The sequence below is a fragment of the Caballeronia sp. ATUFL_F1_KS39 genome (assembly GCF_023630985.1).
GTDB classification, from domain to species: domain Bacteria; phylum Pseudomonadota; class Gammaproteobacteria; order Burkholderiales; family Burkholderiaceae; genus Caballeronia; species Caballeronia zhejiangensis.
Genome location: NZ_JALQDZ010000025.1, coordinates 1 through 22,797, shown reverse-complemented (window position 1 = coordinate 22,797; position 22,797 = coordinate 1). Strand labels below are relative to the sequence as shown.

At 62.9% G+C, this 22,797-nt stretch carries 23 protein-coding genes; 12 read left to right on the top strand and 11 right to left on the bottom strand.

Annotated elements, in window-relative coordinates:
- Positions 1-55 precede the first annotated feature (55 nt).
- The 3 genes from NCR93_RS12935 to NCR93_RS12925 all read left to right on the top strand — a co-directional run bounded on the left by NCR93_RS12935 (position 56) and on the right by NCR93_RS12925 (position 2,005).
- Positions 56-1,345: an MFS transporter gene (locus NCR93_RS12935; protein ID WP_250478899.1), complete on the top strand. Its 1,290-nt coding sequence runs from the start codon at positions 56-58 to the stop codon at positions 1,343-1,345.
- 124 nt (positions 1,346-1,469) lie between these two features.
- Positions 1,470-1,838, top strand: coding sequence for a hypothetical protein (locus tag NCR93_RS12930; protein WP_250478898.1), 369 nt, complete (start codon positions 1,470-1,472; stop codon positions 1,836-1,838).
- Positions 1,835-2,005 (top strand): type II toxin-antitoxin system YoeB family toxin, encoded by a 171-nt coding sequence (locus NCR93_RS12925; RefSeq protein ID WP_250478897.1) that lies wholly within the window; start codon positions 1,835-1,837, stop codon positions 2,003-2,005. Before NCR93_RS12930 ends, NCR93_RS12925 begins: the two co-directional genes overlap by 4 nt.
- Before the next feature lie 48 nt (positions 2,006-2,053).
- On the opposite strand, the gene NCR93_RS12920 is transcribed toward NCR93_RS12925, so the two are convergent.
- Positions 2,054-2,362, bottom strand: coding sequence for a hypothetical protein (locus tag NCR93_RS12920; RefSeq protein ID WP_250440261.1), 309 nt, complete (start codon positions 2,360-2,362; stop codon positions 2,054-2,056).
- A gap of 9 nt (positions 2,363-2,371) precedes the next feature.
- Positions 2,372-3,127, bottom strand: coding sequence for a Mut7-C RNAse domain-containing protein (locus tag NCR93_RS12915; protein ID WP_175979866.1), 756 nt, complete (start codon positions 3,125-3,127; stop codon positions 2,372-2,374).
- Between NCR93_RS12915 and NCR93_RS12910 the strand changes: the two genes are divergently transcribed.
- From NCR93_RS12910 to NCR93_RS12895, 4 genes are all read left to right on the top strand, one after another.
- Positions 3,120-4,121, top strand: a complete 1,002-nt coding sequence (locus NCR93_RS12910; RefSeq protein ID WP_284507432.1) for an NAD(P)-dependent oxidoreductase — start codon at positions 3,120-3,122, stop codon at positions 4,119-4,121. The two genes, NCR93_RS12915 and NCR93_RS12910, sit on opposite strands and share 8 nt — an antisense overlap.
- A gap of 66 nt (positions 4,122-4,187) precedes the next feature.
- Positions 4,188-4,817 carry a LysE family translocator gene (locus NCR93_RS12905; RefSeq protein ID WP_008352688.1) on the top strand — a complete coding sequence of 210 codons (630 nt, stop codon included), beginning with the start codon at positions 4,188-4,190 and terminating at the stop codon, positions 4,815-4,817.
- Positions 4,818-4,969: 152 nt separating this feature from the next.
- Complete coding sequence (locus NCR93_RS12900; RefSeq protein ID WP_250478896.1) at positions 4,970-5,410, top strand: hypothetical protein; 441 nt, start codon at positions 4,970-4,972, stop codon at positions 5,408-5,410.
- Positions 5,411-5,417: 7 nt separating this feature from the next.
- Positions 5,418-5,783 (top strand): response regulator, encoded by a 366-nt coding sequence (locus NCR93_RS12895; RefSeq protein WP_008352689.1) that lies wholly within the window; start codon positions 5,418-5,420, stop codon positions 5,781-5,783.
- A gap of 236 nt (positions 5,784-6,019) precedes the next feature.
- Here NCR93_RS12895 and argC read toward each other — a convergent pair whose 3' ends face one another.
- The 3 genes from argC to NCR93_RS12880 form a co-directional block, all read right to left on the bottom strand.
- On the bottom strand, positions 6,020-6,973 hold the full coding sequence (argC, locus tag NCR93_RS12890) for an N-acetyl-gamma-glutamyl-phosphate reductase (protein WP_008352692.1): 954 nt from the start codon (positions 6,971-6,973) through the stop codon (positions 6,020-6,022).
- 46 nt (positions 6,974-7,019) lie between these two features.
- Positions 7,020-7,634 carry a flavodoxin family protein gene (locus tag NCR93_RS12885; RefSeq protein ID WP_239295487.1) on the bottom strand — a complete coding sequence of 205 codons (615 nt, stop codon included), beginning with the start codon at positions 7,632-7,634 and terminating at the stop codon, positions 7,020-7,022.
- 126 nt (positions 7,635-7,760) lie between these two features.
- Entirely contained in the window at positions 7,761-8,351 is a 591-nt protein-coding gene (locus tag NCR93_RS12880; RefSeq protein ID WP_008352697.1) for a YbhB/YbcL family Raf kinase inhibitor-like protein, read from the bottom strand.
- Positions 8,352-8,643: 292 nt separating this feature from the next.
- On the opposite strand from NCR93_RS12880, the gene NCR93_RS12875 reads away from it, so the two are divergent.
- Positions 8,644-9,357, top strand: coding sequence for a response regulator (locus tag NCR93_RS12875; protein WP_008352699.1), 714 nt, complete (start codon positions 8,644-8,646; stop codon positions 9,355-9,357).
- An 82-nt stretch (positions 9,358-9,439) separates the two neighbouring features.
- Here NCR93_RS12875 and NCR93_RS12870 read toward each other — a convergent pair whose 3' ends face one another.
- Complete coding sequence (locus NCR93_RS12870; RefSeq protein ID WP_008352701.1) at positions 9,440-10,126, bottom strand: orotate phosphoribosyltransferase; 687 nt, start codon at positions 10,124-10,126, stop codon at positions 9,440-9,442.
- Between the two features lie 308 nt (positions 10,127-10,434).
- Between NCR93_RS12870 and NCR93_RS12865 the strand changes: the two genes are divergently transcribed.
- Together NCR93_RS12865 and NCR93_RS12860 are read left to right on the top strand one after the other, a co-directional pair.
- Complete coding sequence (locus NCR93_RS12865) at positions 10,435-11,676, top strand: MFS transporter (RefSeq protein ID WP_250532239.1); 1,242 nt, start codon at positions 10,435-10,437, stop codon at positions 11,674-11,676.
- Positions 11,677-11,927: 251 nt separating this feature from the next.
- Positions 11,928-14,201: an NADP-dependent malic enzyme gene (locus tag NCR93_RS12860; protein ID WP_034473239.1), complete on the top strand. Its 2,274-nt coding sequence runs from the start codon at positions 11,928-11,930 to the stop codon at positions 14,199-14,201.
- Between the two features lie 71 nt (positions 14,202-14,272).
- Here NCR93_RS12860 and NCR93_RS12855 read toward each other — a convergent pair whose 3' ends face one another.
- Positions 14,273-17,848 (bottom strand): indolepyruvate ferredoxin oxidoreductase family protein, encoded by a 3,576-nt coding sequence (locus tag NCR93_RS12855; protein ID WP_175979592.1) that lies wholly within the window; start codon positions 17,846-17,848, stop codon positions 14,273-14,275.
- Between the two features lie 344 nt (positions 17,849-18,192).
- Here NCR93_RS12855 and NCR93_RS12850 point away from each other — a divergent pair, with 344 nt between their 5' ends.
- Positions 18,193-18,402 carry a hypothetical protein gene (locus NCR93_RS12850; protein ID WP_008352707.1) on the top strand — a complete coding sequence of 70 codons (210 nt, stop codon included), beginning with the start codon at positions 18,193-18,195 and terminating at the stop codon, positions 18,400-18,402.
- Between the two features lie 94 nt (positions 18,403-18,496).
- On the opposite strand, the gene hppD is transcribed toward NCR93_RS12850, so the two are convergent.
- Positions 18,497-19,600, bottom strand: coding sequence for a 4-hydroxyphenylpyruvate dioxygenase (gene hppD, locus NCR93_RS12845; protein WP_008352709.1), 1,104 nt, complete (start codon positions 19,598-19,600; stop codon positions 18,497-18,499).
- 145 nt (positions 19,601-19,745) lie between these two features.
- On the opposite strand from hppD, the gene NCR93_RS12840 reads away from it, so the two are divergent.
- Complete coding sequence (locus tag NCR93_RS12840; protein WP_008352710.1) at positions 19,746-20,249, top strand: Lrp/AsnC family transcriptional regulator; 504 nt, start codon at positions 19,746-19,748, stop codon at positions 20,247-20,249.
- A 75-nt stretch (positions 20,250-20,324) separates the two neighbouring features.
- On the opposite strand, the gene NCR93_RS12835 is transcribed toward NCR93_RS12840, so the two are convergent.
- The 3 genes from NCR93_RS12835 to NCR93_RS12825 form a co-directional block, all read right to left on the bottom strand.
- Entirely contained in the window at positions 20,325-20,921 is a 597-nt protein-coding gene (locus NCR93_RS12835) for a GNAT family N-acetyltransferase (RefSeq protein WP_250478912.1), read from the bottom strand.
- Positions 20,922-21,208: 287 nt separating this feature from the next.
- Positions 21,209-21,814 carry a TetR/AcrR family transcriptional regulator gene (locus NCR93_RS12830; protein ID WP_008352714.1) on the bottom strand — a complete coding sequence of 202 codons (606 nt, stop codon included), beginning with the start codon at positions 21,812-21,814 and terminating at the stop codon, positions 21,209-21,211.
- 33 nt (positions 21,815-21,847) lie between these two features.
- Positions 21,848-22,648: a DUF1835 domain-containing protein gene (locus tag NCR93_RS12825; RefSeq protein ID WP_034473234.1), complete on the bottom strand. Its 801-nt coding sequence runs from the start codon at positions 22,646-22,648 to the stop codon at positions 21,848-21,850.
- Positions 22,649-22,797: the final 149 nt, after the last annotated feature.

Here is a 22,797-nt window from a genome sequence, read left to right as displayed (position 1 = left end):
GAGCCGCGCGTTCGCATCTTTAAAGCGCGGACACCCACTGACCTTGGGGGATCGCATGCCAGGAAGAGCATTGAACGCGCGCGCCGTGATGGCGGCGGTCATCGGCAACGCGCTGGAGTGGTACGACTTCACCGTGTTCGGCTTCATGACGGTCGTCATCGCCCGCTTGTTCTTTCCGAGCAGCAGCGATTATTCGTCGATTCTTCTGACCACCGCGACCTTCGGCGTCGCGTTCGTGATGCGTCCCGTGGGCGGCATCGTTCTCGGCCTGTATGCGGATCGCGCGGGGCGCAAGGCGGCGCTGACGCTCGTCATCGGACTGATGACGCTCGGCATTCTCCTGCTCGCGATAGCGCCGCCGTATTCGGCGATCGGCATCGGCGCGCCGCTCGTCATCGTGTTCGCGCGGCTGCTGCAGGGATTTTCCGCTGGCGGCGAGTTCGGCAGTTCGACCGCGCTGCTGATCGAAGCGGCGCCGTTTTCGAAGCGCGGCTTCTACGGCAGTTTCCAGATGGCGAGCCAGGCGGCGTCGCTCCTGCTCGGCGCGATCGTCGGCTCGGCGATTTCGCGCGGACTGTCGCCCGAAGCGCTCGATTCATGGGGATGGCGCGTGCCGTTCATCTTCGGTCTCGTGATCGGGCCGGTCGGGCTGTACATTCGCCGCAACATGGCCGACACCGAAGCGTTCCTGCACGCGAAGAAAACCGCGCGCCGCGCGACGCTCGGCGAAGTGTTCGGCACGCATGGCCGCGAGGTGCTGTGCGGGCTCGGCTCGGTGATCGCGTTGACGGTGAGCGTGTACGTGCTGATTGCCTATCTGCCGACGTTCGCCGTCAAGCAATTGAAGCTGCCGTTCGGTCAGTCGTTCACGGCGTTGATCGTCGGCAATCTTCTGCTGACGGTGCTGTCGCCGGTCACGGGCGCGTGGTCGGATCGCATCGGGCGCAAAGGGCTGTCGCTGTGGTCGCTCGCGATCACGCTCGTCATCATCTATCCGCTTTTCGCGTGGCTCGCGGCGGAACCGAGCGTGATGCGGCTCGTTGTCGTGCAGGCGCTGCTGTCGATCGCGCTGTCGGGATACTACGGGCCGTTCGGCGCGCTGATCGCGGAGCTGTTTCCGGCGCACGTGCGCTCGACAGGGCTTTCCCTCGCGTACAACATCGCGGTGATGATCTTCGGCGGCTTCGGACAGTTCATCGTGACGTGGCTCATCCGCGTGACCGAATCGCAACTCGCACCCACGTTCTATGTGATGGGCGGGCTCGTGCTCTCGCTGATCGCGGTGGCGTGCATCCCGGCGACGCGCCATGCGGATGTCGACGAAGCGCGCGACCTCACGCGTTAGGCGCAAGCCGACTACACGGCCGGGCGCGCGCAGGCGATTCTTCCTAACCCGTTCGGACAGGTGGCATGGGGCGAACGTTGGCGGTCATAATCGGCCCATCGTCGTGCAAATGGGAGGGTGGAAAATGGTTAGGACCGTTGAATTAATCGAGCGTAAGTATGAAGCGGCGCGGGCAGCGGGGCGGTTGTCGAGCGAATGGGGCGAGATGCCGTTGCTGGATTCGGAGAAGCTCGTCGTGGTTCCGAAGGACAGGCTGGCGCTGTACATTGCGCGGCTTCAAGAGGTCGAAAACGAGCTTTGCCGGCGGACAGTCGACGAGACGTTCGAGTTGATGGAGGCGCAGGGCGTCAGTTTTCTTACGCCGGCATATCTCGAGGAGGAGGAAGCGTCGCAAGGTGGGAAGCTTCTGCGAGGGCGGCGCATACGTAGGACGCGGGCGCCGAAATCGTCGTTTCTCAACATGTTCGCGAAACGAACGAAGCAGGCCGGATGATGGGGCGCGGCGTGAAGTTCTTGATGCCGGGCTGGTGTGATTATCACCAGTGGCGTAGTTTGGATGCGAAGACCTTCGAGAAGCTGACGAGCCTGATCGATGAGTCCTGCCGCAGCCCGTTCAAGGGAACGGGCAAGCCGGAACCGCTCAGGCACGACAAAGCGTAGTCGCCGCGCATCGTTCGCTGCCGCGGCCACCACGGCGACAACCAGCGCTTACCGCTCCAGCCCCGCCTTCACCAGCAACTCGGCCAGCACTTCCGTCATCCCGCCTTCATGCGCTTCGGCGCGTTCCTTCAACTGCTTGACGAGCTTTTCATCGAGCTTGCACGCGAACGGCACGAGCCCCTTCGCCTGATCGAGCTTGCGCTGTTCACGCCGATCGAGCTTCTGCGCATCCGCTGCGCCCACGCGTGCCCGGCCGCCCTGCTTGAGGTCGTTGGCGAGTTTGAATGCCTTGTTCTGTTCCAGTTCGAATTTGTTCACGCGATGCTCCGATGCGACGATTGATTGCAAGTCCGACATTGTACGGAACTAGCGACCCGCCTCCGCCAGCGCATCGATGCGCGCCCGCATGCGCCGCCAGTGCGAGCCTTCCCAGAACACGCGATGGCACACATCGCAGGTCACGAAGCGCGCATGCCGCTCACGTACGCCCTCGGGCACGCGGCCGTCGATCTCGCCGGGCGCGGCCGGACGCAATGGCGCGTTGCACATCAGGCAGAGACGGAACGCGCGGACGTGCGGCGCGAGATCGAAGCGCTCCGAGACTTCGCGGAACTGGTCATCGGCTTGCAGGGTCCGCACGTAGCATCCGCGCAAGACGGTGCGGCGCTTGAGCAATTCGCGATCGCGCGTGAGCACGATGCGCGCTTCGTCCTGCGCGAGCTGCTCGATTTCATCGTCGGGGAAGTTGTTGTCGTAGCGCGTGTCGAAGCCCGCCAGCCGGAGGAGTTGCGCGAGTCCGCCGAGATGTGCGTCGGCGATGAAACGCAGGTCCGCGGCGTCGAGCGGCGGGCGCAGCAGCAGCGCGCCGTTCTCCATTCCGGCGGGCGCGTGACGCGCGGGATAAACCTCGATGAGATCGTCCGGCTCGATCGGGGCGTCGAATCCAACCGCGCGGCCGGCCTTCACGATCAGATCGACTTCGGTATGCGGCACGCCGAGCGCCTCGATCATGTGCTTGATCGACGAAGACTTCGCGCACGCGCACGCGAACGTGTGCCCGCGCAGGGATCGAGCGAGGAAATCGTTCAGTTCGCGATGGAAGTGAAAGCGCGCCTTGACCATGCAGCAGTATGGCATTGCGCGCTTCTGCGCGCTTTCCGGCGATGTGCTTTACTGGCGCTCGGTCCGCCCGGCATTGCGCGCGCGGCAAGCGGACAAGGCAAAGGAGCACACGAGCATGGATATCGGATTCATCGGATTGGGGGAAATGGGCGGCGCGATGGCGGAGCGCGCGCTCAAGGCGGGGCACAGCGTGCGCGTCTGGAATCGCTCGCGCGACAAAACGCGCGCGCTCGCGGATCAGGGCGCGTCGGTCGTCGATACGCCCGAGCAGGCTTTCGCCGGCGACGCCGCGTTCTCCATGCTCGCCGACGATACCGCGCTGCGCTCCGTGCTCGTCGATGGCGGCCTGCTCAAGCACGCGCCGAAAGGCCTGGTGCACGTCAACATGGCGACGATCTCGGCGGCGCTCGCCACCGAGCTCGCCGAATTGCACGCGCAGCACGGCGTCGCGTATGTCGCCGCGCCGGTGCTCGGCCGGCCGGACGTCGCGGCGGCGGGCAAGCTCAACATTCTCGCGGCGGGCGCGAGCGAAGCGATCGACCGTGTGCAGCCCGTCCTCGATGCGCTCGGCCAGAAAACGTGGCGCGTCGGCAGCGAGCCGCAGCACGCGAACGTGCTCAAGCTCGCCGCGAATTTCATGCTGGCGTCGGCGATCGAGAGCTTCGGCGAGGCGGCGGCGCTCGTGAGCGGCCACGGCATCGAATCGCAGACGCTGCTCGACGTCATCACGAATTCGCTGTTTCCAGGACCGGTCTATCAGGGATACGGGAAGATGATCGCCGAGCGGCGCTACGAGCCCGCGCTCTTCAAGGCGCGTCTCGGACTAAAGGACGTGCGTCTCGCGATCGCCGCGGGCGATGCCGTCAACGTGCCGCTGCCGGTGGCGAGCGTCGTGCGCGACAACCTCGTCGATGCGCTCGCCCACGGCGACGGCGAGAAGGATTTCGCCGTGCTCGGTCAGGTGGCCGCGCGCCGCGCGGGGCGCGAGTCGTAAATCGATGTCGTGGAAGGCGGTCAAACGGCATAATTCGAATCCCGTTTCCGTCCTTGCCACGCCGCAATGAGCCTGCATCTCTGGTGGCTGTTCGTCGCCACCGTCTTCGTCGTATCCGCGATTCCCGGCCCCAACATGCTGCTCGTCATGACGCACGGCGCACGGCATGGTCTCGAGCGCTCGACCGCCACCATGGCCGGCTGTCTGACGGCGCTCGTCATCATGTTGTCGGTGTCGGCGGCGGGGTTGGGCGTGTTTCTCGAAGCGTGGCCGCGCCTCTTCGACACGCTGCGTCTGATCGGCGCGGCGTATCTCGTCTGGCTCGGCGTGAAAAGCTGGCGCGCCAAGGCGGGCGCGATCGACGTGCGCGACGAAACCGGCGGCGCGCATGCTTTCAGACCCTTCACGCTTTTTCGCAACGGCTTTCTCGTCGCGAGCAGCAATCCGAAGGCGATTCTCTTTGCGGCGGCGCTGCTGCCGCAGTTCATCGATGCAAGCCGGCCGGTCTTGCCGCAATTCGCGGTGCTCGTGTCGACGTTCGCCGTCATCGAGGTGAGCTGGTACGCCGTGTACGCGGGGCTCGGCGCGCGCATCGGCGACAAACTGAAAAGCGCGAGCGTCGCGCAGGCGTTCAACCGGCTGACGGGCGGCGTGTTCGTCGGCTTCGGCGCGATGATGGCGCTCGTGCGTCACTAACGCGCTTCCAAACGTCTGCAAAAACGGGTGCGTGACTTGCTGCCGTTTTCAGTGCTTCATTCGCTTTCGAACAGACATACGCGAATTGGCAGCGCATAGTCGCGCTCGCCGGTTCTCGGCGACACGAAAAGAACAGCTAAAAGGAGGCGCTCATGGATGAGACAGGCCGACGCGCCGTCTTCGCCGCGCTCTTGCCGCTCTGCTTCGGCATGCTTTCGACGACGTGCGCGCGCGCCGACGACACGCCGAATCCGTGCGATGCGCTCAAACGCGTGCTGTCCGCCGCGCCGAATTTCTCGTCGCTTTCCGCTTTCGACGGCCGCGCGATCGCGCTTCCCTGCGGCGACGACGCGAAGTGCGCCGCTTCGCAAACCAACTATCGATGCACATGGACGCCGCGCGGCGGATCGAGCGCGGATTCGCTGCAGGGCGTCGCGGCGGACATCGCCTCGTGCGTGCCCGACGCGACGCACGATCAGAATTCGCCCGCGCGCCAGCACTTCTATCTGGGCGCACGCGGTGCGCGCACCGAGATTACGGCGGCGCAGGCCGGGTCGAACAAGCTGACACTCGAAATTTACGGTTCCCGCTGAGGCCATCATGAGCAAGCGCATCCTGATAGCCGACGACGACGACGATGCGCTCGCCGGTCTCGCGAACTTGCTGACCGGCATGGGCCACGAGGTCGCGCTCGCGGCGAACGGCGCGCAGGCTGTGGAAGTCGCCGCGCAGTTCGACCCCGAAGTCGTGATCCTCGATCTCGGCATGCCGCTCGTCGACGGACTTGCGGCGGCGCGCCAGTTGCGCAAGCTGCCGAACGGCCACGCGTTGATGCTCGTCGCGCTCACCGGCTGGGGGCAGCCCCAGCATCGAGAAATGACGCTCGACGCAGGTTTCGACATGCATCTCGTCAAGCCGATTTCCGCGGATCAGCTCCAGTTCATCCTTTCGATGATGCAGCCCTGAGTTTCGTCGGCGTGTCGGGCGTCAGCGCGTTGCGACGGTCATGTTGCGATGCACCAATATTCTTGGTATATTTACTCCTGTCTCCTCCATGTCTCCACTGATATGGATTCAGCCCGTCAACCTTGGCGGGCTTTTTTTCGTCAGTACATTCCGATGCTGCGCCGCACCGACTGATACGAAAAAGGCCGATTCGCCCCCTAGGCGAGTCGGCCTTTTTTGATTCGGCTGAAGCTCGATCAGCGGGCGAGCCCCGTCTCTTCGTCGGCGCCGATCGCGAGATTCATACACTGGATCGCCGCGCCCGACGCGCCCTTGCCCAGATTGTCGAGGCGCGCCACGGTCACGAAGCGCTCGTCGTTGCCGAACACGAAAATATCGACGCGGTTCGTTTCGTTGCACGCCTGAACGTCGAAGAAGCCGGCGTCGAGGTTACTCTCAGCGTCGAACGGCATGACGCGCACGAAGGGCTCGTTGTTGTAATACTCGGCGAGCATGTCGCGCACGTCCTGCGGCTTCGCCGGGCGCGCGAGCTGGTCCGGCGAGAAATACGTCGTCACGGCGAGACCTTTCAGGAACGGTCCGACGATCGGCGTGAAGACCGGCGCGCGTTTCAGACCCGTGCGCACCGACATTTCCGGCAGATGCTTGTGCGTCAGGCCGAGCGCATACGGGCGCGGGCTCATCAGCTTGTCGTCGCCGCCTGCTTCGTACTCCGCGATCATCTTCTTGCCGCCGCCGCTGTAGCCGGTGATCGAATAGGCGTGAGCGTGGAAATCGGCGGGCACGAGGCCGCCCGCGACGAGCGGCTGCACCGACAGCACGAACGCCGACGCGTGGCAACCCGGCACCGCGATGCGCTTCGCCGTGCGCAGGCGCTCACGCTGCGCGCGCGACAACTCCGGCAGACCGTACGCCCAGTCGTCCTGCGTGCGGAACGCCGTGCTGGCGTCGATCATCACGGTGCGCGTGTTGTCCGGCGCGACGAGCGAAACCGACTCGCGCGACGCGACATCCGGCAGGCACAGGAACGTCACGTCCGATGCGTTGATGAGGCGGCGGCGCTCCTCCACGTCCTTGCGCTTCGCATCCTCGATGCGCAACACTTCGATGTCACGGCGCTGCGACAGATATTCGAAAATCTTCAGGCCGGTGGTGCCTTCCTGTCCGTCGACAAATACTTTCGTGGTCATCTCGATCTCGCTGGTTCGTGCGGGCGCTCGCCGCAAAACGGACATTTTAGTGCGAATTCGAGGCGGACTGATGTCCGTCGTTGTCGACGGCGGCGCGATCGCCGATCCAGCGCGCCGTCACAGCCGCGACGCGCGCGCCGAAAACCTTCGCCGTCTCCAGATCGCCGATCGGCGGCGCTTCCTCCGGCGAGGCATCCGCGGGCGATTGCGTGAGCAGCCCGGTGAATCCGCCGACGAAATTCAGGTCGTTGCGCGTGGCCGCCTTCGTGTTCGACGGCATCATGCCCGTGCCGACCCAGACCATCCCGTGCTGCATGGCGAGCGTCACGAAATACGAGATCGTCAGGAATTTATCGCCGTTCATGTGCGCCGAATTCGTGAAGCCGGCCGCGATCTTGTCCTTCCATTTCTGCGCGAACCACGGTTTCGAGCTTGCATCGGCGAATTTCTTGAAATCGGCGGACGGCCCGCCCATGTAGGTCGGCGCGCCGAAAACGATGGCGTCGGCGGCGTCGAGTTCGGCCCAGCCAGCGTCGTCGAGCTCGCCGACGGCGATCAGCTTCACGTTCGCGCCGGCGTCCGTTGCGCCGCCGAGCACGGCGTCCGCGACCTTCTTCGTGTGGCCGTAGCCGCTGTGATAAACGATGACGATGTTCGGCATGGTGTCCCCGAGGTCGGTCCGTGCGCGGCGGCACACGCCGAAGGCGCGCCGTGCGGACGGTTCGGGCCAGTCTAGCAAAGACAATTTTTGACCGACCGGCGCGACCGCACGGTTCTCGACGTCCGACTATCGCCCGTATGTGAAGGTGAGTCGCGCGCTGGCGATGGCCATTGTGCGGATTTCGTGTTCGAACATGAGTGCGGGCGTGCCCTGGCGCAAGCGCAGATCGGCGCTGTTGAGCGCGTACACGGTCACGATGTAGCGATGCGGCTTGCCGGGCGGCGGGCAGGGGCCGCCGTAGCCGTCCGTGTCCCAGTCGTTGCGCGCTTCGATGGCGCCCAACTTGCGCAGCGCGCCCGAAGCGCTCGCGTTGTTCGGCAGCCGATCCGTGCCGGCGGGAATGCCGGCGACGGCCCAGTGCCACCATCCGCGCCCCGGCGCGTCGGGGTCGAAGATGGTCACGGCGAAGCTGCGCGCGTTCGAAGGCGCGCCATGCCAGGAAATTTGCGGCGAGCGGTTGCCGCCCTTGCACTCGGATTGATCGAAAAGCAGATCGCGCCCGATAGTCTTGCCCGGCGCGAGATCCGTACTGGTCACGGTGAAGACGGGATCGGCCGCAGCGTCGCGCGAAATGGGAAAAACCGCCGCCGCCAAGGCGATGAACAGTACTGATACGACATGGCCACTCGAACTCACGCGTCGGCCGGTGAGGCGCATGGGCTGAACTCCTGTCAGTATCGCCGCGCGTTATAGCAGCGTTTCGCTGGCCGCAACGATGTTTTTTGTCTCAGTGATGCGCTTCGAACCAGCTTGCAGTTTAACATTGCAACAAAGCATTAAAGCTTGGATTCCTTGGGACTTAACCGATGGCGCATTGTGCGCTCGCAGGTTTGGACGTAGTGAAAGCAGCGCCTTGACGGCGACGACTTCCGACTCTATTGAATGTAGAAATGAGTAATTCGATGCAGATTCGCGCGGCAACAAATCGACTGAAATACAGGAGAGTTAAATGAGCCAGCGAATAAAAGTCATTATCGCAGACGACCATCCGGTGATCCTTTTCGGCGCGACGCAGGCGCTCAACAAGTTTCCGGAGGTTGACGTCGTCGGGCAGGCGCGTCAGTCGACCGAACTCATCCAGTTGCTTCAGAAGTCTCCCTGCGACGTTCTCGTCACCGATCTCGCCATGCCCGGCGGTTCGTACGGCGACGGCATGCCCTTGCTCGGCTACATCGGACGGCAGTTCCCGCGGGTCAAACTCGTCGTGCTGACGATGCTCGAGAATCCGGCGTTGCTCAAACGTTTGCGCGAGGTCGGCGTGATGTCGATCATCAACAAGGCCGACGACATGAATCACATCGGCTGGGCGATCCAGCACGTGATGCGCGGCCAGGAATACCTCGGGCCGTCGGTGAAGGTCGCGCTCGACAGCATGGGCCTCGGCGCGAGCGGGCAGCAGCGCAGCGTCATCCTGTCCAAGCGCGAGCTCGAAGTGGTGCGCCTGTTCGTCTCGGGCATGACGATCACCGAAATTGCGGCTCAATTGCGGCGCAGTATCAAGACGATCAGCACGCAAAAGAATACGGCGATGCGCAAACTCGGCATCGAGCGCGATTCGGAATTGTTTCAGTACGCGCAAAGCAACGGATTAATGAACCTGTCGGCGTATTCCGGCGACGGCTCGCTCGACGATTCCTCGCTTTCCAATCCGAACTCGCTCTAGTTCGTCCGCTTGCAGAATTAAAAAAACCGCTGAGTTTAATCAGCGGTTTTTTGCATTTTCATTGCCTTGCGACTGTCAATATTTATTGCGGAGCCGCAGTTGCGCCGCCGTGCGCGGCCGACCATTCCGCCGGCGCATGCAGGAATTTCTCGACTTCATCGAGCGTCTTCGTCTCGAAATAGCCCTGTTCCTTCGCGACGCGCAGCACGTCCCACCATGTGGCGAGCGCGTGCAGATCGACGTCGATGTCCTTCAGCACGGACACGCTTTCCTTGAAGATGTTGTAGTGGAAGAGCACGAAGCAGTGATTCACCGTCGCGCCCGCGGTGCGCAGCGCGTTGATGAAGTTGATCTTGCTGCGGCTGTCGGTGGTCAGGTCCTCGACCAGCAGCACGCGCTGGCCTTCGGTCAGCAAACCTTCGATCTGCGCGTTGCGGCCGAAGCCCTTCGGCTTCTTGCGCACATATTGCATCGGCACCATCAGGCGATCGGCGATCCACGCCGCGAACGGGATGCCAGCGGTCTCGCCGCCGGCGACCGCGTCGATCTGCTCGTAGCCGACGTCGCGCAGAATGGTCGCTTCGGCCATCTCCATCAGGCCGCGGCGCACGCGCGGGTAGGAAATCAGCTTGCGGCAATCGATATACACGGGGCTCGCCCAACCGGACGTGAAGATGTACGGTTTTTCCGCGTTGAAGTGCACCGCCTGCACTTCGAGCAACATCTTGGCGGTGGTGTCGGAGATCGTCTGGCGATCGAAGCCTGTCATGGGCGAATCCTTGGACTTGTGTGGCGCTTGGAAAGCGGGAGGCGGCCGCGCGGGCCCTGGCGCATGGATCGACGCGGAAAGAGCATTCCTTTCGGATGGCTTTTGGCGTTTCCTGCGCGCGTGTCGACGGGACTTGGCGCTTCGGCGCCTTAGTTCGGCGCGTTAGTTCGGCGCCTTAAGGCCGTCCCATGCACAGCTAGCCCGGCATTTTACCCGAGGCGGCGAGGCCGGGCGAATTGTTTGCAGGTTGTGAAGCCGCGCCGCTCGCGCGTAAACTCGCGGCGCCGTTGCGCAACTTCACATCGCCGATGACATCCGTTCCCTCTACACAAGATTCCAGCGTCGCGCCCACGCGCCACGCGCTGCAGGCGCTCATCGCGTCGGTTCTCGGCTACGCGATGGACGGCTTCGATCTGCTGATTCTCGGCTTCATGCTGCCCGCGATCGCCGCCGACCGGCATCTCACGCCCGCGCAATCCGGCGCGCTCGTCACGTGGACGCTCACCGGCGCGGTCGCGGGCGGCATCGTGTTCGGCATGCTGTCCGACTATTTCGGCCGCGTCCGCATGCTGACCTGGACGATTCTCGTGTTCGCCGTCTTCACCGGTTTATGCGCCCTCGCGCAGGGCTATGGCGATCTGCTGATTTACCGCACCATCGCCGGGATCGGGCTGGGCGGGGAATTCGGCATCGGCATGGCGCTCGTCGCCGAGGCGTGGCCCGCGCGTTTGCGGGCGCGCGTGTCGTCGTATGTCGGAATCGGCTGGCAACTGGGCGTGCTCGCCGCCGCGCTCGTCACGCCGTTGCTCCTCCCCCTGATCGGCTGGCGCGGCATGTTCGCGGTGGGGCTGCTGCCGGCGGTGGCGTCGTTTTTCGTGCGGCGGCATGTGGAGGAACCCGCGCTCTTCACCGAACGCCGCGCGGCCGCGAAAGCGAACCGCGCCCGCAAGCTGCCGCTCAAACGTCTCTGCGACGACGCCCGCACCGCGCGCGCGAGCATCGGCGTCATCATTCTGTGCTCGGTGCAGAACTTCGGCTATTACGGGCTGATGATCTGGCTGCCGAGCTATCTGTCGAAGACGTTCGGCTACTCGCTTACGAAATCCGGTCTCTGGACCGCGGCCACCGTGCTCGGCATGGCGCTCGGCATTTGGCTGTTCGGTCTCGCGGCGGATCGCTTCGGGCGCAAGCCCGCGTTTCTCGTCTATCAGATCGGCGCGGTCGCGATGGTCTTCGTCTACTCCAATCTGACGAGCCCGTCCGCGTTGCTGATCGGCGGCGCGGTGATGGGCGTGTTCGTGAACGGCATGCTCGGCGGCTACGGCGCGCTGATCTCCGAAATCTATCCGACCGAAGCGCGCGCGACAGCGCAGAACGTGCTGTTCAACATCGGGCGCGCGGTGGGCGGTCTGGGACCGGTCGCGGTCGGCGCGCTGGCGGCGCGCTATTCGTTCGCGGTCGCGCTCGCGTTCCTCGCGTCGATCTATCTGCTCGATGTCATCGCGACGCTCTTTCTGATCCCCGAAAAGCGCGGCGCCGAGCTCGCCTGAGCGTGCTTCATCGGACGAAATTGCGCTGAAACGTTGCATCGCGTCATTTCAAGTGCGCGGTGTACACTGGACGTCCCAAAAAAACCAAGGCTCCGTCCGCTCGTCACATCCTTCCGAGCGGCACGTTGCGTCTATCCGACGTGCCGAGCCGTGATACTTGGTCCATCGATTCACATTTCCGCATTCATTGCAGCACGGTCGACGGCAGTGTGAACCCTGTTCAAATAATTCCCAAACGTCTCAGGTCAATCATGGACGAACAACTCAAGCAAAGCGCCCTCGCGTATCACCAGAATCCCCGCCCCGGCAAGATTTCGGTTACTCCGACCAAGCCGCTATCCAACCAGCTCGATCTCTCGCTCGCGTATTCGCCGGGCGTCGCGGCCGCTTGCATGGCGATCTACGACGAACCGCTCGACGCGCAGAAGTACACGTCGCGCGCGAATCTCGTCGGCGTCGTGACGAACGGCACGGCCGTGCTGGGACTCGGCAACATCGGCCCGCTCGCGGCCAAGCCGGTGATGGAAGGCAAAGGGTGCCTGTTCAAGAAGTTCGCGGGCATCGACGTGTTCGACATCGAGTTGGCTGAAACCGATCCGGACAAACTCGTCGATGCGATCGCGATGCTCGAACCGACGCTCGGCGGCATCAATCTCGAAGACATCAAGGCGCCGGAATGCTTCTATATCGAGAAGAAGCTGCGCGAGCGCATGAAGATTCCCGTTTTCCATGACGATCAGCACGGCACGGCGATCATCGCTTCGGCGGCGATTCTCAACGGCCTGAAAGTGGTCGGCAAGAAGCTCGAGGAAGTGAAGCTCGTCTGCTCGGGCGCGGGCGCGGCGGCGATCGCGTGTCTGGATCTGCTCGTGCATCTGGGTTTGAAGAAGTCGAACACGCTCGTGATCGATTCGAAGGGCGTGATCTACGAAGGCCGCGGCAATCTGGATGCGTCGAAGGAGCGCTATCAGGCGTCGACCGACGCGCGCACCCTCGCCGATGCGATGCACGGCTGCGACGTGTTCCTCGGCTGTTCCAGCGCGGGCGTGCTGAAGGCCGAGATGGTCCAGACGATGGCCGACAAGCCGCTGATTCTCGCGCTCGCGAATCCCGAGCCGGAAATCCGCCCGGAAGAAGCGAAGCGCGTGCGTCCGGACTGTATCGTCGCGACGGGCCGTTCGGACTATCCGAACCAGGTCAACAACGTGCTGTGCTTTCCGTTTATCTTCCGCGGCGCGCTGGATGTCGGCGCGACGACGATCACCGAAGAGATGAAGCTCGCGTGCGTGCGCGCGATCGCGGAACTCGCCGAAGAGACCGATCAGGGCGATGAAGTCGCGAAGGCATACGAAGGTCATTCGCTGGAATTCGGTCCGGAATATCTGATTCCGAAGCCGTTCGATCCGCGCCTCATCATCAAGATCGCGCCGGCTGTCGCGCAAGCCGCGATGGATTCGGGCGTGGCGACGCGTCCGATCAAGGACATGGACGCGTATCGCGAGACGCTCGGCGCGACGGTGTATCGCACGGGCATGGTGATGCGCCCGGTGTTCGCGGCGGCGAAGGCGGCGCCGGCGCGCATCGCGTTCGCGGAAGGCGAGGACGAGCGCGTGCTGCGCGCCGCGCAGTTCGTGCTGCTGGAGAAGATCGCGAAGCCGATCATCATCGGGCGTCCGGCGGTTGTCGAGATGCGTCTGCAGAAGATGGGCTCGAAGCTGAAGCCAGGCGTCGATTTCGAGATCGTGAATCCGGAAGACGATCCGCGTTATCAGAAGAGCTGGCAGGCGTATCACGAGATCGCCGCGCGTCAGGGCGTGACGCCCGAAAGCGCGAAGGCCGCGCTGCGCAAGTTCAACACGCTGATCGGCGCGATTCTGGTTCATACCGGCGACGCGGACGGGATGATCTGCGGTCTCATCGACACGTATCAGGATCATCTGAAGTTCATCGATCAGGTGCTCGGCAAGGCCGAAGGCGCCAACAACTTCGCGGCGATGAACTTGCTGATGCTGCAAGGGCGCAATCTGTTCATCAGCGACACGTACGTCAATGAGACGCCGACGGCCGAACAGCTCGCCGACATGACGATTCTCGCCGCGCGCGAGATCGAGCGTTTCGGCGTGCAGCCGAAGGTCGCGCTGCTGTCGAATTCGAACTTCGGCAGCGTGCCGAGCGCATCGGCGAGCCGGATGGCCGAAGCGCGCAAGCTGATCGCCGAGCGCGCGCCGGATCTCGAAATCGACGGTGAAATGCACGGCGACGCGGCTTTGTCGGAAGCCGTGCGCAAGGCTTCGTTCCCCGGCACGACGCTGCATGGCGAGGCGAATCTGCTCATCATGCCGAACGTCGAGGCGGCGAACATCACGTATAACCTGCTCAAGATGGTGAGCGGCGAAGGCGTGACGGTCGGGCCGTTCTTGTTGGGTGCCGCGAAGCCGGTTCATATCCTCACGCCGGCGGCGACCGTGCGTCGGATCATCAATATGACGGCGGTGGCGAGCGCGAATGCGCGGGTGGCGAAGTAAGGTTTATTTGCTGCGCTGAAAGAAAAACGGCGATCCGGAAAGGATCGCCGTTTTTTTTTTGAGCCAGCGCGTCAGGCTACTTGTCGCTTTTCGTCACCCTGCGGATCGCGCCACCGTCCCAGCAACTTCTCCCACTTCAGCTTCGCGGCCTTCACGTTGTTTTCCTTGATGTGCCCATACCCGCGCATCGAATCCGGCAGATTCGCCAGTTCGATCGCGAGCGGCAGCTTCTCTGCCGTCAATCCGCCGATCAGCTCCTTCACCAGCGCTTCGTATTCGCCGATCAACGCGCGCTCCATCTTCCGCTCCTCCGTGCGTCCGAACGGGTCGAGCGCCGTCCCGCGCAGGAACTTGAAACGAGCGAGAACACGCATCGCGGACATCATCCACGGGCCGTACTGCTTCTTCACCAGATGCCCATGCGAATCCTTCTTCGACAAGGAAGGCGGCGCGAGATGCACCTTGATCTTCCAGTCGCCTTCGAAGCTCCCGCGAATCTTGTCGAGGAAAACCGGATCGGCATACAGGCGCGCGACTTCGTACTCGTCCTTATAAGCCATGAGCTTGTGAAGATTCTTCGCGACAGCTTCCGTCAACGAATAATCACCGGTTCCGAGTTCCGCTTCCTTCGCGCGCACCGACGCGACCAGCCGCCCATACCGCGCCGCATAAGCCGTGTTCTGATACTTCGCGAGATAGTCGAGCCGCTTGTCGATGAGCGTATCGAGCGCCTTCGGCGTATGCAGCGCAATGATCTTGCCCGGCGCGTCTTGCGTTTGCGTCCCGTGAGCGAGCCGCGTAACCGACGAAAGATCGTGCGCCGCGCGTCGTCCCCATTCGAACGCCGCGAGATTCTTCTCGACCTGCACCGCGTTCAATTCGATCGCGCGCACCAGCGATTCATGCCGCAGCGGCACCCAGCCCTTCTGCCACGCAAACCCGAGCACGAACGGATTCGTATAAATCGCGTCGCCCATCAGCGCGACGGCGAAGCGGTTGGCATCGACGAGCGCGACGTGCTCGCCCGCCGCCGCGCGGATATCCGCCTCGGCGCTCGCGCCCGGAAAGCTCCAGTTCGGATTCTTGATGAACTCGGCGGTCGGCGTTTGCGCGCTGTTCACGACGACGCGCGTGTGGTCCGGCTGCATCCGCGAGCCGCATTCGTTGCTCGCGGTCACGATCGCGTCGCAGCCGATGACGAGATCCGCCTCGCCCATCGCGATGCGCGTCGCGTGGATATCGGCAGGACGATTCGCGATCTGCACGTGGCTCATCACGGCGCCGCCTTTCTGCGCAAGACCGGTGACGTCGAGCACGGTGACGCCTTTCTGCTCCAGATGCGCCGCCATGCCGAGCAGCGCGCCGATCGTCACGACGCCCGTTCCGCCGACGCCCGTCACCAGCACGCCATACGGCCGCCCGATTTCCGGCAGCTCGGGCGTGGGCACGGCGGGCATCGCATCGCTCGCGACGCTCGTCGCCTTCGGTTTCTTCAACTGCCCGCCTTCCACCGTGACGAAGCTCGGGCAGAAGCCGTTCAGACACGAATAGTCCTTGTTGCACGTCGACTGGTTGATCTGCCGCTTCGTGCCGTACTCGGTTTCGAGCGGTTCCACCGACAGGCAATTCGACTTCACCGAGCAATCGCCGCAACCTTCGCACACGGCCTCGTTGATGACGACGCGCTTCGCCGGATCGGGAAACGCGCCGCGTTTGCGGCGACGCCGTTTCTCGGTGGCGCAGGTCTGGTCGTAGATCAGGATCGACGTGCCCGGAATGTCGCGCAACTGGCGCTGGATATCGTCGAGTTCATCGCGATGATGCACGTCGATGCCCGGCGCGAGTCCGACGTTCGCCGTGTACTTCTCCGGCTCATCCGTGACGATGACGATCTTCGCCGCGCCTTCCGCCGCGAGCTGATGCGTGATCTGCGGCACGGTCAGCACGCCGTCGACGGGCTGGCCGCCCGTCATCGCGACGGCATCGTTGTAAAGAATCTTGTAGGTGATGTTCACCTTCGCCGCGATCGCCGCGCGGATCGCGAGCAGGCCCGAATGGAAGTACGTGCCGTCGCCGAGATTCGCGAAGACGTGCTTGTCGTTCGAGAACGGCGCCTGGCCGACCCACGCGACGCCTTCGCCGCCCATCTGGCTGAACGTGCTCGTGTTGCGGTCCATCCAGACCGTCATGTAGTGACAGCCGATTCCGGCCATCGCGCGCGATCCTTCCGGCACGTTCGTCGACGTATTGTGCGGACAGCCCGAGCAGAACCACGGCTTGCGCTCCGCCTCGACGCGCGGCCGCGCGAGCGATTTCTCCTTCGCGTCGATCACGGCGAGGCGCGTCGCGATGCGCGCACGCACGTCGGCGGGGAGATCGAACTTTTCGAGGCGCGTGGCGATCGCCTTCGCGATGATCGCGGGCGACAGCTCGTAGTGCGCGGGTAGAAGCCAGTTGCCCATCGGCACGGACCATTCGCCGCCGGCGCCGTCTTTCTCGTCGAACTTGCCGTAGACGCGCGGACGTTGCGCATCCGGCCAGTTGTACAGCTCTTCCTTGATCGCGTATTCGAGAATCTGGCGCTTTTCTTCGACGACGAGAATCTCTTCCAGCCCGCGCGCGAATTCCTGCGCGCCTTGCGCTTCCAGCGGCCACACGCAGCCGACCTTGTAGAGACGAATGCCGATTTGCGAACACGTCGCGTCATCGAGGCCGAGATCGGTCAGCGCCTGACGCACGTCGAGATACGCCTTGCCGCCGGTCATGATGCCGAAGCGCGCGTGCGGCGAATCGATTTCCACGCGGTCGAGCTTGTTCGCGCGCACATAGGCCAGCGCCGCGTACCACTTGTAGTCGAGCAGACGCGCTTCCTGCACGAGCGGCGGATCGGGCCAGCGGATGTTCAGGCCGCCGTCGGGCATCGCGAAATCGGTGGGCAGCACGATTTGCGTGCGATGCGGATCGATATCGACCGAAGCCGACGACTCGACGACATCTGTCACGCATTTCATCGCGACCCACAGGCCGGAGTAGCGCGACATCGCCCAGCCGTGCAGGCCGAAATCGAGATATTCCTGCACGTTCGACGGAAACAGCACCGGCAGTCCGCACGCCTTGAAAATGTGCTCCGACTGATGCGCGAGCGTCGACGATTTCGCGGCATGGTCGTCGCCGGCGAGCACGAGAACGCCGCCGTGCTTCGCGGAGCCAGCGGAGTTGCCGTGCTTGAAGACATCGCCCGAGCGATCGACGCCCGGACCTTTGCCGTACCACATCGAGAAAACGCCGTCGTATTTGGCGCTCGGGTACAGGTTGACTTGCTGCGAGCCCCACACGGCGGTGGCGGCCAGATCTTCGTTCACGCCCGGCTGAAACACGATCTGATGCCCGGCGAGATGCTTCTTCGCCTTCCAGAGGGACTGATCGAGACCACCGAGGGGAGAACCGCGATAACCGGAGATGAATCCGGCCGTATTGAGACCAGCGGCTTTGTCGCGCTCTTGCTGGAGCATCGGCAGACGCACCAGCGCCTGGATGCCGCTCATGTAGGCGCGGCCGCGTTCGAGCGTGTATTTGTCGTCGAGCGTGACGGACTTCAGCGCGGCTTCTAGCGAAGCTCTTTGTTCTGCGTCTAGCGGGGCGTTCATTATGTGTCTTCCTCCACCCGAGGTTTGGGATCACCAAAGCATGTTTCGGGCCGTCGCGTCTTATGAACGGTCGGGCCGGGATTCCAGTTTGCCGGTCTAAGGGTTTTCGAGACAGTGGGACAAACCCGTTAAAAATTCCTCGCTTGGTTGCGCTTTGCGTCAATTCCTTGACGATTTGACCGTGATCGGGAAGGTTTTGTTACATCGTGAAAACCGACCGATCTGCGGAACCCTGCCGCTCAGCTCTGTCTAAAATGGCGCTTCCGGAAATCCCGTGCCATCTTTTTAAGCACGTTTTGGCTTCCGAAAGCGAGTTGTACGCAAGCAGTTAGAAGGAGATAACGATGAAACAACGCCACATCCAGAATTTCTTGATGGTTTCGGCAGCCTTTTTCGCCATTAGCGCGCCCGTTGGCGGCGCACGGGCGAATAATGCCTCGCCGTTCGGGGCGTCGTCGGTTGCACAGGTCGCGCAAGTGCGCGTTCAGTCGGTTCAGGCTGGCGCCCAACAGCGCCGCGAATCCGAAAGCAGCGACGACGAGACGGCGGGCTGACCCGATCGTCGCGGTCCGCGCCGACAAAGCGGGTCGCCGGAATGGAAAAAGGGACATGAAGTTCATGTCCCTTTTTTTGTGCCGCTCGTATTTCTTAGCTCGCGGTGGTGTCCTTCAGCACGCCACGGCGCATTTGATCCAGTTCGATCGATTCGAACAGCGCCTTGAAGTTGCCTTCGCCGAAGCCCTGATTGCCCTTGCGCTGAATGATCTCGAAGAAGATCGGCCCAATCTGGTTCTCCGTGAAGATCTGCAACAGGATTTCGTCCTTGGTGCCGTCGATCAGAATCTTGCGCTTTTTCAGTTCCGCGACGGATTCGCAATGCCCCGGCACGCGACGATCGACGAGTTCGTAATACGTGTCGATGGTATCGAGCAGCGCGATCTTCGCGCCGCGCAGTCCGTCGACGGTGCCGTAAATGTCGCCCGTGCCGAGCGCGATGTGCTGAATGCCTTCGCCGTGGTACGCGTCGAGATATTCCTGAATCTGGCCGGCGTTCTCCGAGCCTTCCTCGTTGATCGGAATGCGGATCTTGCCGCACGGCGAGGTCATCGCTTTCGACTTCACTGCCGTCACCTTGCCTTCGATATCGAAGTAACGCACTTCGCGGAAGTTGAAGAGCCGCTCGTAGAACTCCGCCCATTCGACCATGCGGCCGCGATGCACGTTGTGCGTCAGGTGATCGATATACGTGAGGCCGTGGCCGACCGGATTCTGCTCCGCGCCCGGGATCGGCTCGAAATCGACGTCGTAAATGCTGATATCGCCGATGCTGCCCGGCTGCGCGCCGTTCTTACCGCGCCAGCGATCCACGAAATAGATCAGCGAATCGCCGATGCCCTTGATCGCCGGGATATTCAGCTCCATCGGACCGGTCTTGTTGTCGAAACCCCAGGCGCCGAGTTCGAGCGCGCGCTGATACGCCTTGGCGGCATCGGCGACGCGGAATGCGATCGCGCAGATCGACGGCCCGTGCAGACGCGCAAAGCGCTGCGCGAAGGAATCCGGCTCCGCGTTCACGATAAAGTTGATTTCCCCTTGCCGATACAGCGTCACATCCTTGTGACGATGCTTCGCGATCGCCGTGAAGCCCATCTGCTCGAACAGTTTCCCGAGCGCGACGGGATCCGGCGCGGTGTATTCGATGAACTCGAAGCCGTCGGTGCCGACGGGATTGTCCCAAGTCGTTGCGGTCATGCATGTCTCCTGATTGGCGTGCGGCGCGTGTGCGCGACGTGAAGACAGTTTAGTCAGATGGCGATGGCAAAAACTTGCGAAACAAATCGCGCATCCATAAGATTGCGCACGATACTGCTAATCGAGTGCATTCCGGAGCTATGAAATGGCCGAACCCGAATTGGACATGATAGACCGCCGCATTCTTGCGATCCTTCAGGAAAATGGCCGGCTGTCGAATCAGGAGATCGCCGAGCGCGTGAATCTGTCGCCGAGTCCGTGCTTGCGGCGCATCCGTCGGCTGGAGGAGATCGGCGTCATTCGCGGATACGTCGCGTTGCTCGACGCAAAAAAACTCGGGCTCGGCTTGCTTGCCTATATCAACGTGCGTCTGGAAAAGCGCGGCGGCACGCAGGCCGCGGCGGGCACGCCGAAGGCGCCGACGCACGGCGATCTCTTTCGCGAAGCCGTGCGTTCATGGCCGGAAGTCGTCGCGTGCGACGCGATGACCGGCGAGATGGACTTTCTGCTGCGCGTGCAAGTGCGCGACATGGATGACTTTTCGCGCTTCGTGCAGGACGAGTTGCTGCATCATCCATCGGTGATTGACGTACGCTCGAGCTTCTCGCTGGAGCGCATCAAGGAGACGACGGTTCTGCCGTTGCGCTGAAATGAAAAAGGGCGGTCGATGCCGCCCTTGCTGGTCCCGCTCGCAGCGCAAACCCCGCGCTGTTCTCGATGATGGTTAAGCTGCGTCCGCCGTCGGAACGAACGCCTGAAAAACCTGCGACGCACGATGCGCCTGACGCTTGATCGCGTAGTCGAACACGGCCGCTTGCTCCTGGAGCATTTCGGCCATGATGCTGGTCTGATCGGCCGGCGCGAGCGACAGATAGGCGTCCGCTTCGCCGTACGCGTACTCGATCTTCATGCCCGACTTCTTCGCGATGTGCATCATGGTCGAGTTGCGCGACAGGCAGTGCATGTAGAGCACCGACACGTGCGTGTTGCGGCTGCGCATGGCGGCGCGCTCGAAGAGCTTCGAGCCGACGCCGCGGCCGCGGGCGCTTTCGAGCACCGACACGCCGAACTCGGCGGTGCGCTTGTCGCCTTCGGCGGGCAGATAGGCCAGATGGCCGACGCCGATCAATTCGAGCGCGCTGCCGAAGACACCGAACACCTTGTCGTCCGCGAAATTGATGTTGCGCACGTAGTTCTCGATGACGTGGTCCGGCACGATCTGGCCGAACCGCAGAAGACGGTCGTCTTCATCGAGCGCGAGCAAGTGCGTGAGGAGACGCTCGCGATCCGCCGAAGACAACTCGCGGACGAGAACCGGCATACGCGCGTCTTTGAGCGGCTGATCGTGCGCGACGATCTGCTCGGCAGTGCGGTTGATAGTCAGTTCCACGGTCGTTTCTCCTTCGATTCGTCATGCAGCGTGCTGCAAAGCAAAACGAATTCTAGCCGATCTGGGAGAAGCGAGTACGGGAAAACCCTTAAAACCGATTAGACGTGACGTTCTAAACGTGCGCTGAAATCAATTTAGGTCAATGAAATCAGTCGCTTAACAGGTTGCGTGAACGCAACGGTTCACCGACCGGTGAGTCTGTTGTGCCGCGGCATTTTCTAACGGTCGACGTTTAACCCATTTTCGATCATGTCGACGACCTGCTCGGCGAATTCGCTGTAGCCGAGCTTTCCGCCCGGCTTGAGCCAGGTGAACGTCCAGTTGATCATGCCGAACACCATCATCGTGAGGGCGGTCTGATTGTCCTTGGTCGCGCGTTTCGGATACGCGCGCGCCAGTTGTCGCGCGAACGCCGCCACGATGTCGCGCTGACGATCGAGGACGATTTCGCGCTGCGCCTCTTCGAGATACTTCACGTCGTTCAGCAGCGCAACGTGCCGGCTGTGCGACGTCTCATATTCGGCGAGGAACGCGCGCACGAGCTCGGCGAACGCCTCGCGCTCGCCCAGTCCGCGCCGCTGGCTCGCGCCTTCGACCTCCGCGATGATCAGCATCAGCCGCTTCGTGTAGCGATCGAGCAGATCGAAGAGGATCGCTTCCTTGCTCTCGTAATAGTGATAGAGGCGGGCTTTCGACGTGCCACTCGCCGCGGCGAGATCGGCCATCGAGGTACTGGGATAGCTCGTCTGCGCGAATTTCGCGGCGGCGAGTTCGAGGATCTGTTCGCGTTGCGTCTCGTGATCGGGCGCTTTGGTACGGGCCATGTGTTCGAAGAATGCGTTCTTATAAATATGGATTCAGCGGCGCAGTTCGGCCTGACTGATTTCGGACGGCGTGCCGCGGATTTTAAGCCGTCCCGCCATCACGAGTTCGCGGCAACGCCAGAACGCGACGGCATCGGAGAGCAGGAAATCGAAGCGCTGTGCCATCGCCGCGCCGGCGATGCGGGCGGCCGGCTTCCATTCTGGACTGGCGAGATCGAGCAGCGCTTCGTCGACGTCGGTCCACGTTCCCGATACGAGCATGTTGTCGCGCAGCCGGCGCGTTTCCGCGTTGGCGTACTTCGCTTCCTGCCATTCGAGCGCGAGCCGGCTGATGCGCAGCACGGAAATGGGCGCGGCGGTCGGCAGCTTCGCGACCAGTTGCTTCGGCGAGAACATGCCGACGGCCGTCGCGCGGTCTTCGCGGCTGACGCGTTGCGGCTCGCTGTCGTCGGTTCCGATCGACAGATCGTCGTACGTGAGTTTTGCTTCGTTCAGGCGCTGCGGCGCATTGCGCAGATGATAGGCGACGCGTCGCAACGTGAGCTGATCCGCCGCGCTCTGACCGTGCCACACGACGATCTGTCCGTCGCCGCGCGCGAGGCGGGTGAAGAGCGCCTGTTGCTGTTCGAGTTCGTCTTCGAAGTCGATGCCGCTCGTTATGATCTGACGCCAGAACGTGGCGCGCGCGAGCACCGATTCGTCGATGTCCCTAAGCGGACCGACGGCGAGATCGTCGCGCAGCGCAATGACGCGCTCATCGCGTTCCGCGCGCAGCAGGGCTTCGGTGAGCGATTGGGCCGCGCTATCGCCATTCGTGACATGAATCGTGTTCATCGGTGTCGGCTGCCGGAAAGACGAAAGGACCGCTCGGGTGAGCGATCCTAGTTTACGCGAATCGAATGCCGGCGGGACGTCGCTTACCGCTCGTCGAAGCTCACAACCACGCGCTCGCTCACCGGATGGCACTGGCAGGTCAGCACGAA